The sequence below is a fragment of the uncultured Faecalibacterium sp. genome (genome assembly GCF_900066275.1).
Lineage (GTDB): Bacteria > Bacillota > Clostridia > Oscillospirales > Ruminococcaceae > Faecalibacterium > Faecalibacterium taiwanense.
This window is the reverse complement of record NZ_FMFG01000042.1, coordinates 3798-18935: the sequence shown is the minus strand read 5'-3', so window position 1 is coordinate 18935 and position 15138 is coordinate 3798. Positions and strand designations below refer to the sequence as shown.

At 44.8% G+C, this 15138-nt stretch carries 16 protein-coding genes, 1 tRNA gene and 1 pseudogene; 10 read left to right on the top strand and 8 right to left on the bottom strand.

From position 1 onward, the window contains the following. Positions 1-390: 390 nt before the first annotated feature. The 5 genes from QZL71_RS11365 to QZL71_RS11345 form a co-directional block, all read right to left on the bottom strand. A complete protein-coding gene (locus tag QZL71_RS11365) occupies positions 391-1026 on the bottom strand; it encodes a hypothetical protein (RefSeq protein ID WP_158403858.1) in 636 nt (211 codons plus the stop codon). Positions 1027-1378: 352 nt separating this feature from the next. Next, the gene (locus QZL71_RS11360; RefSeq protein WP_154251299.1) at positions 1379-1531 is read right to left on the bottom strand and encodes a hypothetical protein; all 153 of its coding nucleotides are present in this window, start codon (positions 1529-1531) and stop codon (positions 1379-1381) included. Between the two features lie 15 nt (positions 1532-1546). Beyond that, positions 1547-2110 (bottom strand): accessory gene regulator B family protein, encoded by a 564-nt coding sequence (locus tag QZL71_RS11355; RefSeq protein WP_179860380.1) that lies wholly within the window; start codon positions 2108-2110, stop codon positions 1547-1549. A 95-nt stretch (positions 2111-2205) separates the two neighbouring features. After that, positions 2206-3528: a sensor histidine kinase gene (locus QZL71_RS11350; protein WP_294648843.1), complete on the bottom strand. Its 1323-nt coding sequence runs from the start codon at positions 3526-3528 to the stop codon at positions 2206-2208. Next, a complete protein-coding gene (locus QZL71_RS11345; RefSeq protein ID WP_179860660.1) occupies positions 3516-4232 on the bottom strand; it encodes a LytR/AlgR family response regulator transcription factor in 717 nt (238 codons plus the stop codon). The genes QZL71_RS11350 and QZL71_RS11345 overlap by 13 nt, the downstream gene beginning before the upstream one ends. Before the next feature lie 167 nt (positions 4233-4399). On the opposite strand from QZL71_RS11345, the gene QZL71_RS11340 reads away from it, so the two are divergent. Next, positions 4400-4756 carry a helix-turn-helix domain-containing protein gene (locus QZL71_RS11340; protein WP_097783556.1) on the top strand — a complete coding sequence of 119 codons (357 nt, stop codon included), beginning with the start codon at positions 4400-4402 and terminating at the stop codon, positions 4754-4756. Positions 4757-5091: 335 nt separating this feature from the next. Beyond that, positions 5092-5850 (top strand): hypothetical protein, encoded by a 759-nt coding sequence (locus QZL71_RS11335; RefSeq protein WP_294648841.1) that lies wholly within the window; start codon positions 5092-5094, stop codon positions 5848-5850. A 513-nt stretch (positions 5851-6363) separates the two neighbouring features. On the opposite strand, the pseudogene QZL71_RS11330 reads toward QZL71_RS11335, so the two are convergent. Continuing rightward, positions 6364-6646 (bottom strand): annotated as a pseudogene (locus QZL71_RS11330) (DUF6061 family protein). A gap of 203 nt (positions 6647-6849) precedes the next feature. Between QZL71_RS11330 and QZL71_RS11325 the strand changes: the two are divergent. From QZL71_RS11325 to QZL71_RS11295, 7 genes are all read left to right on the top strand, one after another. Then, the gene (locus QZL71_RS11325; RefSeq protein WP_236131764.1) at positions 6850-8169 is read left to right on the top strand and encodes a BTAD domain-containing putative transcriptional regulator; all 1320 of its coding nucleotides are present in this window, start codon (positions 6850-6852) and stop codon (positions 8167-8169) included. Positions 8170-8690: 521 nt separating this feature from the next. Next, positions 8691-9179, top strand: coding sequence for a sigma factor-like helix-turn-helix DNA-binding protein (locus QZL71_RS11320; RefSeq protein ID WP_097783558.1), 489 nt, complete (start codon positions 8691-8693; stop codon positions 9177-9179). A 359-nt stretch (positions 9180-9538) separates the two neighbouring features. After that, complete coding sequence (locus QZL71_RS11315) at positions 9539-9766, top strand: hypothetical protein (protein ID WP_055190490.1); 228 nt, start codon at positions 9539-9541, stop codon at positions 9764-9766. Positions 9767-9899: 133 nt separating this feature from the next. Then, complete coding sequence (locus QZL71_RS11310; protein WP_236131763.1) at positions 9900-10571, top strand: type II toxin-antitoxin system PemK/MazF family toxin; 672 nt, start codon at positions 9900-9902, stop codon at positions 10569-10571. Next, complete coding sequence (locus QZL71_RS11305; RefSeq protein WP_097783560.1) at positions 10562-11383, top strand: DUF6551 family protein; 822 nt, start codon at positions 10562-10564, stop codon at positions 11381-11383. Before QZL71_RS11310 ends, QZL71_RS11305 begins: the two co-directional genes overlap by 10 nt. An 89-nt stretch (positions 11384-11472) precedes the next feature. Next, complete coding sequence (locus QZL71_RS11300) at positions 11473-11658, top strand: hypothetical protein (protein ID WP_055190497.1); 186 nt, start codon at positions 11473-11475, stop codon at positions 11656-11658. A gap of 140 nt (positions 11659-11798) precedes the next feature. Continuing rightward, positions 11799-13412, top strand: coding sequence for a recombinase family protein (locus QZL71_RS11295; protein ID WP_097783561.1), 1614 nt, complete (start codon positions 11799-11801; stop codon positions 13410-13412). A gap of 66 nt (positions 13413-13478) precedes the next feature. On the opposite strand, the gene QZL71_RS11290 is transcribed toward QZL71_RS11295, so the two are convergent. Further along, positions 13479-13554: transfer RNA gene (locus QZL71_RS11290), tRNA-Ala, on the bottom strand. Positions 13555-13971: 417 nt separating this feature from the next. Beyond that, positions 13972-14382, bottom strand: coding sequence for a hypothetical protein (locus QZL71_RS11285; protein ID WP_294648839.1), 411 nt, complete (start codon positions 14380-14382; stop codon positions 13972-13974). 248 nt (positions 14383-14630) lie between these two features. Here QZL71_RS11285 and QZL71_RS11280 point away from each other — a divergent pair. Continuing rightward, the coding region (locus QZL71_RS11280; RefSeq protein WP_294648837.1) for a sigma-E processing peptidase SpoIIGA at positions 14631-15138 on the top strand (508 nt) is incomplete at its 3' end.

Here is a 15138-nt window from a genome sequence, read left to right as displayed (position 1 = left end):
CTCAAACCGTTCGATTTCGTTCTTATTGGCTACCTGTGCTATTGACTTTGCTTAATTGGTCTACTGATTGTTTGGCGAGGAAAAGCGTATATGGTTTTGGCTGTTTAATCAAACAATGATAACGTGAACAGCGCGCTCGTAATCAGCTTTGCGAACGTATATTGTGTAAATCGTTTGACAATTGACCTTTTGAAATGCGGTTCCAGCTCTTTCACGGGTTCCCATCGAAAACAAAGACGGCGATGATAAATCGCGTACTTTTGTTCGATATCCGATTCCCTCTTTTTCTAAAAGAGATGTGTATTTTTGGTATTGTGATTGATTTGAGCAAACCACCAACTCTTTTTGGTTAAAAAACGGTAGCATAAAAAACTCCTTGCTCAAAAACGGTTATCGGATATTATTTGAAATTTCAACATACCAAGTCTTTCCGGTCTTTGCAGCAATATTGACAACATAGTAGCAGCCAACGCGATTTGTTGCATCTACCAGAACACCAGCCCAAGAGGAATCAGGGTATTTTGTCCAGTCTTTCTGAGATGCAGGAATGTCAAAATCCTTGGTCTGCTCTCGATATCCGTTACTCGTCCATCCAGTTTGACCAATTCTTAGAGTTTGGCTCGTAATTTTTGTTGCAGAGTTATTGCAATAGTACTTTCCAGTAACCTTTGTCAACTTATAATACGAACGATCGCCGGAGTCTTTAACAATATCATAATAAATTGTAGTATATGCTCGTACGGTGTTGCTTGAGTCCCAAGAATCTTGGTTGATGCTTCCATCTGCACAGGGGCTTATAGATGTTGGAAATTCGCTAGGCAGAATGGTTGCGACATCTTTTCGATAGGAAGTAAGGGACGAACCATCATCCAAATGTTGAACATCCAGAACGGTTTTTTCCTCGAACTGAATCATTTCATCGGTTGCCTTAACAATATTGGATTGGGTAATCAAATCTTTTTCCGGCGATTCAGAAGCCATTTTAGCAAAGAGCGAAGAATGAACGGTGACACTGCCGATTCTCATAGAAGGTTCCATTGCAACGCTAGAAACGCAAAGCATCGCAATCATCAAGAAAGAAAGCGAAGCAGCTAAAAGCTGTGATACTTTTTATGTTTCATAATAAACAATCCTTTCTCATTAAATGGATAAGTTTGAATTTCATTCAAAGCTACATTGCTGCATCGGAGTAACTCCTTTCGATTTGTGCATTGTGCCATCCTTTCTTACACTGTATACCCAGCAAGCAATATTGTCTACATTTCTGTAATAAGATGGAGAAAATTCGTAACGAAATCGGAGTCACCAACAAAGAAAAATGGCATAGTGCTTTTTGCTGTTGAAACAGGAAAGCGACCATGCCATCTCAGGATTGAACTTATTTTCGTTTTTCTTGCAGATGCTTCTCAGGTACATAGGGACGCTTCGGCTGATACATCCAGCCTGCACAACCCGGAGGCCACTCCTGCATATCCTTCTTCACCAGAGCTTCAATTTTCTTTTTGGCGAACTGTTTGACTTGAATTTTCATTTGTATGCCCTCCTTTCAATTTTGACAGCGTGAAATGGATAATGTTATTGCATCAGCAGTCAATGCTGCGACCAACCCTTGTAGTATGGAAGGAGCGATTTGAGTTCCCACCAACAAAATTGCGAAAATATTTAGAATCAATAATAACCAACGAACAGCTATTTTCGCAGCCTTAAATTCATTTGTTGACCAGTGAATGCTTTTATTGTTAACTGGTGCAATATACAAAATTGTAATATCAGAAACTATAGTTAAGAAAAGCAACGCCAAGCCTGTACGGAAAACGTAGGAGATTGAAGCAAGAAGAACTACTTCTAATAAAATGGAACAGAACAGGCATTTACTATAAGTAGCAGCATGATAACCGTTTGTGTATTTCCGAATTAAGAGGAAGAACACAGAAAATGAAATCGTTAAGGTCCAGCCAAAGCAAAAACCGCCAATCAGACACTGCACAAGCCAAGTGAATAAGGTTGTCACTCTTTTTTCGATGCTATATGCAAACCATTCAGAATAAGATTCATCAAGCAATCCCATCGACACGCACTTTTGCGTTAATTGCATTGCAAAATCTTTCATTGCGACAATCCTCATTAAAAGAACTTTCTTGAAAGAAAGAATACACAAGTTGAGCTACAATTTCCACAATAATGTAACGAAATGGACTTTTTTTGTCACGAAATCGGAGTGAGCGGTATATCAGCGGTGAACTGAAACCACCCGTTTTCATAGAACATGGTATATTCGCCGCTATATTTTTCAAGAATCAGCCGGATGTTCGCAAGTCCAAAGCCATGCATCTGTGGTTCTGGTTTTGTCGTTGGAATGGAACCGTTTATAATTACAACAGGTTCCGATGTGTTTCGGACAGAGACAAAAAAGTCTTGCTGTGCAACGGCCATGACATGAATCGCTTTATCGCCCTTATCATACTGCTGACACGCTTCAATGGCATTATCCAAGAGGTTTGATAGAAGCACTACTATATCAGAGGCATCAAATGGAAGATTTGATAGATCATTCACTTCAAAATCAATACTGATCTTCTTTTGAGTTGCTTCGGCAGCTTTTGTGTTGAAAAGTGCATCCAAGATAGGATGGTGTGTGTTGACAAGGAATAGTCGATCTGTTTGCTGTTCGGTGATTTTTTCAAGATATTCTTCAGCGGCAGAATACTCTTGATTCTTCATCAATTGATTTGGGATATTCAGGTGCGCCCGAAAATCGTGAACTTTTTTCCTTTGGGCAGAATAAAGTTCGCTTGCCGAAGTCATGTTTTTCGATTGCAGCTGAATCTGCTGGTTAAGCATCAATAATTGTTCTCTTTCCGATGCGGCATACTCCATTCGCTCCAATAAAAAGAGGACTGCGACGTTTGAAATAAAAATGAGAATACAACAGCCAGCAGAAACAAACTCTTCTATATTATGACCGCTTGTAACGTAAAGCAGAATCACAAGCATTACAAACGATGCGCATGGAAATAGAAAGTACAGTATCAGCTGCGAATGTTGAGCATCGCTTCTGGGTCTGTTGCCCATACGCTGAAGCATCATTTTGCGAAATAGCGCAATAATAAATAATTCGGCTGAATAATAAGAGATTCCATAGATTAGGGATAATGCCTTGTCGGCTTGAAACGTCTGAGCATCCATCCCACAAACCGAAGTTGCAAGCATTCCGACTGCAAAAGATAAACTATAAGTCAAGAGATATTCTACAACAATAAGAAATAATAAAAACCTTCCTGAGATATTCTCATATAGAGTTCTGGCAACAATAAAGCAGGATAGTAGAATTAAAAAAATTTTGACGATTTGGTTTCGATTTAAGGCAATAACACTGAATTCAATAGATGCATACATTAAAATAGTTTGAACTATTACACCGACAAGAAATCTATGATCCCTCCAACGGTGCGAAGCAAAAGCGTCTAAAAACAGACATACGCAGACTGAATCTATGATTGTGTAAACCAAACTGATTAAAGCATCCATCTACTTTTACCTCGCCAATGTAAATATTTCTGTTTTAGCTCATTATAATTCTTTTCGCTTGGAGCCAGACAAAGACCACCGCGCAATTGGACTTTATTGTATTGAAAGATTTCGACATAGTGCATATTGACAAGATAGCTTTTTTGAATACGAAGGAAACCGAGTGGCTCGATTTTTTCGGATAGTTCCGTTATGTTGCCGTAAAATTGGTATGCTGGGCGTTTTTCGTCCAACAAGTGCATAACAATGATTCTTCGATGAGATTCTAAATACAGAATGTCATTTACAGGTACATCAATAATTTCAGAGTTTATCGAAATTGTAACAAGCTGTTTCCGTTGAAGCACTTCTTGGACGGCTGAATCAAAGTAGGAATCAAGTTTAGCAGAGAAATCTGCTTTTAGTAAGTATCGAAAGGCTTGAACCTCAAATCCCTCTGGAGCATACTGAATGAAATTCGTAATGAAGATAATCACAATGTTTTCATTTTCTGCTCGTAACTTTCTGGCAAGCTCAATTCCATTTGTTTCGCCCATATCAATATCCAGAAGCGCAATATCATACGGAAGTGATAAGTCTATTTGACTTGGTTGAGAAAAACCATAAAATCTTAATGCTACATGCGTTTCCTCGCTTTTCTTTTTGAGTTCTTCAATAATAGAATCAACGATCTGCTGGTCATCATCACAAACCAAGACATTCATTTTGAAATCCCTCCATTGCACATGGGAATGCTTTTTATCACACAACATACAGCCCTGCTCCTCACAAGTCAATCAAATTTCAACATAATCGAACATTATATATAGTATAGTACGATTATGTTGAAATTTCAAATAGTACACTTTATATAAGATGGGAGTGTACGGGAATGGAGCATTATTTAGGAGAAAAGTTAAAAAAGCTGAGGGAAAGTCGTGGCTGGACGCAGGCAGATTTGGCTAAACGGTTAAATAAGGCTGTATCCACGATCAGTGGATATGAAAGTGATGCACATGCAATTCCGTTGGATGTTCTTGCAAGCATTTCATCCTTATTTAGCATTTCAACAGATGAACTCCTAGGACTGGATGCGCCAGAAGTACTATCTCTTTCTGGATTGACTGGTGCGCAAAAGAAAACTTTAATTAAACTCCGTAATGAATTGCTTTCACCAAGTCAAAAAGGAAATGATCTTTCGCCGCAGCAGATGGAAATTCTTCATGACATAATAAAAGCCTTCGGTTGACAATCGACTTGAGGCATAGTGCGAGTGCAATACAAACGGTTATTTAAGTATGACCCTCAATGCTGGATGCCCAGTGTTGAGGGTCATGTTATTTGCGGCCACACCGATTTCGTTACAAGTTTTCTCTACTTTGATACAAAATCGTGGACTTTGATTGCTTATTGTGCTTTGATGCTATCAATAGTTAATCTAAGAATTAAGGTGGACGTAACAATTTCGTGTCTTTTGTTTTTACATGAAAGGGTGATTCCAATGCAGAGTTGAAGAAACGTATAAACAATATATTATATCAAGTAACGGTATGCGATAATCAGTAAACTTCAAGGAGAATAAATATGAAAGAGATGACTCGCAAAGAATTTCTTAAACTCACGGGTGCAAGTACCGCATTGTTGGCAATGTCCCATATTATCCCCACTTCGGCATATGCAGACACGTCGAAGATAGATGCTCCATCGGCAGGAATGTATATAAGTGAAGTGGTTGATTTAAGCGGCTTGTCGCCTGTCGAACAGGAAAAAATCCTTACCGAACGTAACATCCCATATGATTCGACAATTACATATGAAAAAATTGTTGTCGAAAGACCTGCAGCGCGAGATTCTTATAAGGGAGTTCCATATCGTTTTCAGATAACGTACGGAAATAAACCTGAAAAAAATGAAAGGAGAAGTGTTGTGAGTCCTGCTGCAGCTGCGGTACTAGACAGAGGTGTTAATATTCTGATTGGATTAACAAAACCCTATATTTGGATTCCATTTACAGCTTCTGGGCTAACTCCCTCTCAGATTTTCATTTACAGTGATCCCAGTCAATACGCATCAACAAATATTTATACACATCTGAAAATTAGACAATGTGAATTTTATAAGGATTACTCATGGCAGCCAAATGCTTTTTTGGAAAGAGCAACCATTGAGGATACGACTGTAACTTATGCGCTGGTAAATCCTAAAACAAAAAGATTTACCTCACAAACTGCAAAGAAGACAGAATATAGAAAAGCTACTCACTATGACAACGATAGCTATATCTTGGAAAAAGCCTACTATTGCTTTGAGCATAATCTTCCGTCTTATAAGGAAAATGCTTGAAAGAAGAATAAAAAATGAAATTCCAAACAAAACTCACATTATGCAAAGCTGTATTCATCTTCATAGCAATAGTCGTATGCGCACTATGGGCATTTGAGTTTCGTATAGCAGCTGTTGTTGTACTTTTGATAGACTATATTTTTGATTTTATAACACGTCGTTGTCCTTTTTGTGGGAAGCACTTTTCAATTGTACTAACAGTGAAAGATCGTTGTCCATTTTGCGGAAAATTATTCGAGTAAATATTTTATGGAAGCAGTGGGTATTCCATGCAGAAATAAATGTGTGTGCTATAAAATGTCAGCCAATTATAGGAAGAGACCTATATTCTCTGTAATGGACAATGGTCAATTATGAAAACTATTGCAAAATGAAAATACGATAGCAATCGTACAAAAACAGAAATCCGGAAACTTTTTTGAGTTATTATGGTTCAAAAAAGTTTCCGGATTTTCTGTAATGCTTTTTGAAGAGCCATTCTGTAACAGCCAATCACATTTCTATGAAAAAAGGTCAATCTTCTAGTCTACCGTGATCGCAACCAAGTGAAAGATAATGTTCGATTTCTCCACTCAGCACAAGCTGGGTATATTCCAAGGGCTTGTTATATAAGTAGCCAGTCCAGTTCTGCCCGCTGCGCCGGAGTGTTGCTGTACTCGTCCTCTATGGCGATACAATCAATGGAAAGGGTGGTGCCATCTTCAAATCGGGCTTCCACCCGGTTGGTGTCCATGTTGTAGCGGCAGGAAAACACTTTTTGAGAGTGATTATGGTCGAAATTCTGATTTCGTTTCATTTGAATGACTCCTTTAATAATTTTCTGGTTGATTTTTGACGAAATGAGATTCATTTTTGCTTGAGCCGCCCAACCACACTACGATGTAGCTTTGTTCAGCTCTTGCGGTTGCATGATTGATACCAGCACAGCACTGGGATTCACCGTACAGAGCGAGTGAATCCCAGTGCTGTGCTTTTTTATTTGACACGAGGTGAAATTTTATGCGTCAGCCTGATCATGAGTACGAAGAACGGAGCTTTGGAGATATTCAACGTGCAATTGATTTTGAGAACAGTATGAATGACCTTGAATCGCAATTGTATTACCAGCATCTTTCCCCGAAAGAAGTTGCCCAGCAGGTGCTGAAAGCCACTTGCCAATTCTACGATGCTGACTGGTGCGGTTTAATTCAGGTCGATCTTGATTTGAATTTGTGGACGCCATTCTGGTGGTTCAACGCTGGCGCAACAGACAAGACGATGCTTTTAACCGAAGAATATGAATCCGCTGAATTTCTTGATCGGTGGGTACAAACTGTCCGCAAGGGAATTCCAATGGTCGTCCCGGACGCCGAAGCGACAAAAGAAGCCTATCCTGCGGAGTATAACCTGTACCAGCGGCTTGGCATCCGGTCTGTTATTGCCGTTTCCTTGGAGCCGCGCCCAGTCGCTCTGCTTGCCGTCCGGAATCCTAAGCGGTATATTCAGCAGACCAGTATGCTGCGGATTCTGGCCTATGTGCTGCTTGCATCGTACAACGAACAGAAAATGCTGAACCGGCTCCAAATGGCATATATCCCGACTTCCATCCAAAGCAGCAAGGATATCTATGTCAGTCTGTTTGGTGAACTGAGCATCAGCACATCCAAAGGTGTTCTGAAAGAAGCTGACTTTAGTTCTCCGAGAATCAGCCGACTGATTTCTTACCTGCTGATCTCCCGTAAAAATGCCATTTCTCCGCAGGAAATCACTCAAACACTCTGGCCGGATGATTTAGACAACCCAGCCAAAAACGTCAAGGGACTGATTTATCGCTTGCGCCAGAAGTTCAACCTTATTTCAGATGAGCCATTGATTTTATCCTCTGCATCCGGATATCAGCTCAACCCGGAACTTCACATTATGACGGATTATCAGCGTTTTGACGAACTTGTGTCTTCTGCTGTCAGGGCATCCTCTATAATCAACAAAGTGGACATCCTCAAAAATGCTCTTGATCTCTACCATGGAAAGGTCTTGTCCTCTGCAGATGGCGAACATTGGCTCATTCAGTTTTCCACAAAATACCATCTCTCCTATATGGGTGCTGTCAGTGAACTGCTGAGGCAGCTGGATTCGCTGCATTCTTATGACCTGCTCAATCAGTACGCCATGAAGTCTCTGACCATCGCACCCGATAACCCGAAAGCATACTGCTGGCTGATCCGCTCCTTGAAAGCGCAGGGAATGAACGAACTTGCAACCAATGAACTGGCCGCTGCAAAGGAACATCTGACCACAGAAGAATACGAGGAAATCCTTGCATTTGGAGCTAATTGGTAAGAATGATTCCTATAACACTTTCGTAACACCTTCATGTGACTTTCATAACACCTAAAATTTTTCAGAAAGGGGCAAAAAGGGGCAAAAATGGCTCCATAACACTTTCATAACACCGCCAGATAACTTTCATAACACCGTCGTGTGATATGCTTACAGGGCACGAATCGATGCCTTGCAAAAGCTGATCGCACGGCGGTTTTCTTTTTTATAGGCTTCGATGCGTCAGAACAAAAACATATCGAAGCCTGAGATGCATTAAAGGCCGAGGATACTTATACCGCTTTCCATTTTCGGATGGAAAACAGTGTCGGTACCCTTTTCTTTAGTGCATCTCTTTTTTGTTGCCAAGAAAAGCCCGCAAGCTGTCATACAGTGAAGTGTCCTCAACCTCCGCATCCGGCGGAAAGGACACTTCATGTTTCTTTTTGCCCATTTTTCGTGGCTGGAACTGGCCGCACGGTATCCCTAGCAACTCCAAGTTTTCGATTTTTTACGATTTATCGAAAATTTGGAGGTTTGCGATGGCTTTTAATAAGGGCTATGAGTTAAAAAAGTTTGAAGCGCACTGGGAAAAGTTGCGAATCGAGTACGCAGCGGCAGGAATGGCTGAGGATGCCATTCAGAAGATGTACGACTATGACCGTCAGCAGTTCAATTCCGAACGCACCCGCATTGAGCGAACGCAGGAGTTCACTGCACCTGCGTATGAAAGCACCGAGGAAGAAGCCTCACCTCTAATGCTGCGCTATCAGGAAGCCATTACCACAACAGATACATACCACGAAACCAAGCGCAGCTTTGCATGGATTGGTGAAATCGAGGATGAGAATCTACTTGCTGCACTTGAGCAACTCTCGGATTCTGACTTAGAACTTATAACTTTGTACGCCTATGAAGAGTATGACACTGTTGAAATTTCTAAACTGTTTGGCACAACAAAGCAAAATATAAGTAAGAAAATCCGTAGAATTACTAATTTTATCAAGAACTTTCAAATCAGGGTTGTCTAAACGGCATTTTCGTCGGCTACCAAGTGAGGGGACAATTTCAAAAAGCGGCTCTTACCGCTGGCAAAACGTCCGCACTCACGAACCTTGAAAATTGAAGAGTTCAGTTGTTCGGTACTCAGATAATGATACTTCCGTAATTCGCGGCCCGGTCAGAATGTAGGCGGGGTGGCTGAGATGCCAATGAAGCGGTACAAATCCGCTGCCGAATGATTCCCCACTCGCAGGGAGCCGAGGGCGAATATGCGAGACCTGAACATATTTTATCAGGAGTGACCGGATGCTGTTTTCGGTCTCCGGTCACTCCTGTTCTTTTACATATTTATCCGCCATTCACTTTTCTAACACGGAGGACTGCTCAAATGGACGAGTTGAATCCTACGGTGCGCGAACAGGAGATCTACGAGGAGATGGAACTGACCCCGGAAATGATTAAGTCCATCCGAACCCTCTGTGCGACCTGTCTGCGGCATTTCGTAGAAGCCAAGGCTTTCAAAATCGCTCTCGTGCCGAGCGCAGACAGGAGTATGGACACCTGCACCGTCTGCCAGACCCGGCGCGGTCACGATTATGTTGTCATGCACCGCTGATGCCGGTGCTTCATTCCAATCATGGGAGGTGATGCTCGTACCGTATAAATAAAACAGCTTTCATATTTTAACAGAAGTCTGCTGCCTAGGAGGTACAGCGGGCTTCTTACATATCCAGATGGAGGTTTCGCAATTGGAATCCACTCTGAAATTCCAACGCGGAGACATCTACTTCGTCCGACTTGACAGCAGCACAGGTTCCGAACAAAACGGAACCCGCCCTGCGGTCATCCTGCAAAACGATGTAGGAAACACCCATTCACCGACTTTGATCGTTGCGACTTTGACAAGTAAGACAGAAAAGAAAGCTGCACAGCCGACTCATTGTCTGGTGGAACCGGAAAAGCTGGAGCCATCCATTGTTCAGGCCGAACAGATCTTCACCATCGACAAGAGCCGTGTCCAGAATTTTGTTGGGCACCTCACCCCGGAAGAAATGAGCCGGGTCGATGATGCCGTAAAGATCAGCCTTGCCCTGAACCCGATGGGGAGTATCCAGAAGCTCAAACCTATCATCCGCTCTGCAGCGGCTTACGCGCCGCCTGAAGTGGTTGACGGTAAGCCGCCCGTTTATCCCTATACGCCCATCAAATCCGATTTTGAGGACGCAGAGACGGTCGAAGAAATGATGTTATACACCGAACTGCAATCCGCTGTTCATGCCATGATCCAGCGGCTCGAATACAGCTTCACCTTTAATCCCAGCCTGCTCACCAGCCCGAAGCGTAAGAAGCAGGTGGCTGAGATTCTGACTGAAGCCGAAAAATACATTTGGCGAATCAAGGAGGAAATGCGATGCGCCTGAAAAACGACACGAACAATTTTGCCGCTTCTTTCAATATCACCCCGCCTTACCAGATGCTGGTGCTTCACAGCAAGATGCTGATTTATCCCCGTGAACTTTATCAGCGGGGCGTACAGCGCAAACGGGTGGAAATGATTGCTGCGGACTTCAACGAATATGTTGCGAACGAACCGAAGGTCAGTTTCCGCAACGGTAAGTATTATGTGGTGGACGGTCAGCACACTATCGAGGGGCGCATCCTCCGTAACGGCGGCAAAGACCTGCCGATTCTCTGTAAGGTCTACACCGGCCTGACGATGGAGCAGGAAGCCCTGTTCTTTGCTGAACAGAACGGTCACTCCGCACCGCTTACTGCTGGCATCAAGCTGCGCGCCAAGGTCGTGGGCGGCGATGCACCTTCCAAAGCATTTCTCGCAGCCACCAACCGGGTTGGTCTGGCGTTCAACTATGACAGCCTGCAGCTGAGCGACTACCGCATCAGCTGTGTGGGCACCGCTCTCAAGCTGTACAACCAGATGGGCGAAAAAATCTACTGCGAATCCCTGCGGCTGATCGTCGCCGCATGGGAGGGTAAGCCTGATTCATTCCGGGCATCTGTCCTGCGGGGCGTGATGCACTTCGTAGAACTGTATCACGGTGAGTTCAGCGAGGAACGGCTCATCCGTGCACTGGGCAACGTCCATCCTATGGAGATCTACCGTGTCGGCAGGGATAATCCCGCCAAGCTGCCCGGATGGAAGAAATACGTTTTCCCCATCTACATGGCCTACAACGGCAAAGGTCGCAAGGACGCTCTGTCGATGAAGTTCTAAAACATATTCTCTCTGCCAAGGGGCATCTGCAAGCTGCGGATGTCCCTTGTTACATATTGAAAATTACAATATATAGGAGTGATGATACAATGGTCGATAAGTTTTCGCAGGTCGCTGGCAACGTTCCGGTGACCAATAACGACCCGAATCGCCGATATACCGTTATCAATGGCTATCCTGTCGTCCTCAATTTTGCAAAAGAACCCAATCCGGGTGTCTTTGAGCGTGTCCGTGACATCCTGCTCGCCACCAGCTATACCAAAAAGACCAGCTGACATCGTGGACGAGGACAAAAGAACGCGCTATACTGAGGATGGCAGTGGTATTCGGAGCAATCCATGAACCACGACCAACCGTTCTTTGATAACCGAATATCGTTCATCCTCGCTTTTATAGCGAAAGTGAGGAACCCCCTATGACTGAAAATAAAAACCGTGTCTGCTGCCTGTACCGTGTTTCCACCGATAAGCAGGTGGATTTCAACTCGAACCATGAAGCAGACCTTCCCATGCAGCGCAAGGCGTGTCACAAATTTGCCGAAGCAAAGGGCTGGGTCATCGTCCATGAAGAACAAGAAGAAGGCGTGTCTGGCCACAAAGTCCGCGCAGAAGCCCGTGACAAGCTGCAAATCATCAAGGAATACGCCCGAAAGGGCAAATTTGATATTCTGCTGGTGTTCATGTTCGACCGTATCGGACGCATCGCAGATGAAACGCCATTTGTCGTAGAATGGTTTGTACGAAACGGCATCCGGGTATGGAGTACCCAAGAGGGTGAGCAGCGATTCGACAACCACACTGACAAATTGCTGAACTATATCCGCTTCTGGCAGGCAGACGGCGAAAGCGAAAAAACTTCTGTCCGTACCCGTACCAGCCTGCGGCAGCTTGTGGAAGAAGGACACTTCAAGGGCGGCAGTGCGCCGTATGGTTATGACCTTGTGAAAAGTGGCCGCATCAACAAGCGCAAGCACGAACTCTACGAACTGCATATCAACGAGCAGGAAGCCGAAATCGTTCGGCTGATCTTCGATAAATATGTATACGAGGGTTACGGCGCACAGCGGATTGCCACCTATCTGAACAATGCTGGATACCGTGCCCGCTCTGGAAAGTGCTGGCATCCGGGCAGCTTGCGAGGAATGGTCGGCAACCTGACCTACATGGGCGTTCTCCGCTGCGGAGATGCCCGCTCCGAATTGATGCCCGAACTCCAGATCATCCCGCAGGAGGAGTTTGAAGCTGCACAGCGTATCCGGGAAGATCGCTCTGCCCACGCAGCGGAAGAAGCCGAACACCATGTTCCTCTTCGTACCCGTGGACAGGCATTGCTTTCCAATAACGTTTACTGCGGCCACTGTGGTGCAAGGCTCGCCCTGACGACCAGCCGGAAATGGCGTAAGCTCTCCGATGGTACTCTGGACGATACGCTCCGCATTCGCTACACCTGCTACGGAAAACTCCGCAAGCAGACGGATTGCACCGGGCAGACCGGCTACACTATGCACATTCTGGATGAGATCATCGACAAGATGGTTCGCCAGATTTTCTCCCGCTTGAGAGGTATCCCAAAAGAGCAGCTTATCACCAGCCGCTATGCGAAGGAAACTGCGGAGCGCAAGAACCATCTGCAAGCCCTTCAAGCAGAACGCGACAAGGCCGAAAAAGACTTGCTCGCCTTAAAAACTGAGATTCTGGCTGTAATCAAAGGGGAGAGTGCTTTTCCGAAAGACACTCTTGCCGAGATGATCGCAGCACAGGAAAAGAAGCACACGGAGTTGGACACTCTGTGTGAAGAAGCCAGTGCAGAACTGGAGCGAAACGCTGAATTGATGGCAAATGTATCGCAGCTGTACGAAGAATTGATCTCTTACGCAGACCTGTACGATAGTGCCAGCTTTGAAGCAAAAAAGATGATCGTCAGCCAGCTTATCCGCAGGGTAGAAGTTTATCGCGGATACCAAATCCATGTGGACTTCAACTTTGATCTTGCACAGTATTTGGAGAATAGCGATGAACTTGCTTGCTGACAAACACAAAAACACCGTTGACTTCGATTTGAAATCAACGGTGTTTGTAACTCTTATTTGAGCCAATGGTGGAGAATACCGGGATCGAACCGGTGACCTCTTGCATGCCATGCAAGCGCTCTCCCAGCTGAGCTAATCCCCCATAATTTTCCAGAAGTAGAAACCTCTGGAAAAGAGATACTCAAACAAGAAACGTTTTATGAAGTTCAGTCGTGGGGGTGCGTGAGCGCACTGCTTGGGCTCCCAGCTGAGCTAATCCCCCAGATGTTCGTGCCGTGCCTGACGACGTGACTTATTATATCAGCACATCCGGGAGTTGTCAACTGTTTTTTGAAAAATTCTGCAGCAGTTTGTCTGCCATCGGGAAATTGTTTTTGAATGGGTTATTCTCATTCCATCCCTGCGCCGTTTTCCCACAGCCTGCTAAGTTTTTTATGCAAACAAAAACCCCGCACAAAACAATTGCTTGTCTTGTGCGGGGCCTCTCTAGCTCTTTTACCTGACACAACAAACGCTATGTCAAATCAAACTATCTATCCTATTCAGGAAAGATTAGTTATTAGAGAGTGGGCAGATCGCCTTTCTTAGTTTCCAGACCGATGGAGCCGCTGCCCAGGGTGTAGATAGCGGACAGGCCGCCCAGGATCTGCATGCCAGCATTCAGAGCGCCAACAGCAAAGCCCCAGTTGCCGCCGAAGGTGTTGTAGCCCTTGTTGTAAGCCTTATCCAGATTCTTAACAGAGAAGCCGATCACATCGCCGGGAACGTAGTTGCCATCGAACAGCTGGCCCAGAATGTCGTTGGTGTACTTAGCCAGGAAAGAGTTGCCAACGATCTTGATCACGTTGCCAGAGACATTCTGCCAGTTAGCAGTGGTCATAGCAGGAGCCAGGACATCAACCAGGCTACCACCAACAACGTAGGTCATCTCGTTTTCTGCAACAGCAGAGAAGTTTGCAGGCATCATCATAATGAATTTCTCCCTTCAAATTTAGAAAGATATTTGCAAGCCATTTGTTTGGCTTACGTCCCTTACTAGGATGGCAATAATATACCACACTTTCCAGAAATGTTCAAGTACTTTTTTGAAAAAAATGTGAAAAATGTGATAGACTGTGAAAATCCGGTCTCAAAATTCTTACAGAAGCCGCTTTTTTGCACACAGCGACATGGTTTTTTGCAGAATTGGAAGATACTGGAATTTGAAAGGGATCGTGTATGAAAACCGTGATCTATCTGGACGAACTGCTGCTGACGAACTTTCTGGCCGCAGCAGCACTGCTTTTGGGCGCAGGGCTTTTGTGTGCGCGGCAGTGCAGCGGTCTGCGGCTGATGGCGGGCAGTGCGGCAGCGGCAGCGGCTTCGCTGGGCATTCTGCTGCCGGAGCTGCCCGGCCCTGCAGCTTTCCTTTATAAGGTGTTCACCTGCTGTGCCGCTGTAGCTGCGGCTTACGGCGTGCCGGGCCTGCGCAATTTTGTGCAGCTGTGTGTGTGGTATCTGCTGCTGAACCTGCTGCTGTGCGGAGCCGTGCTGCTGCCCGGAGTGCAAAGCGCAAATCTCTGCGTCTATCTGCCGCTGTCCCCGGGCCGGCTGCTGCTGTGCTGCGGTGCAGTGCTTGCCGTGCTGCGCGGCGTACTGTTCTGCTTTGGCCGTGCAGGCACCCGCTGCTTTGCCGCTGTGCTGGAGCTGGAAGGTGCAGCCCTCTCCGTACAGGCTTTCTGCGACA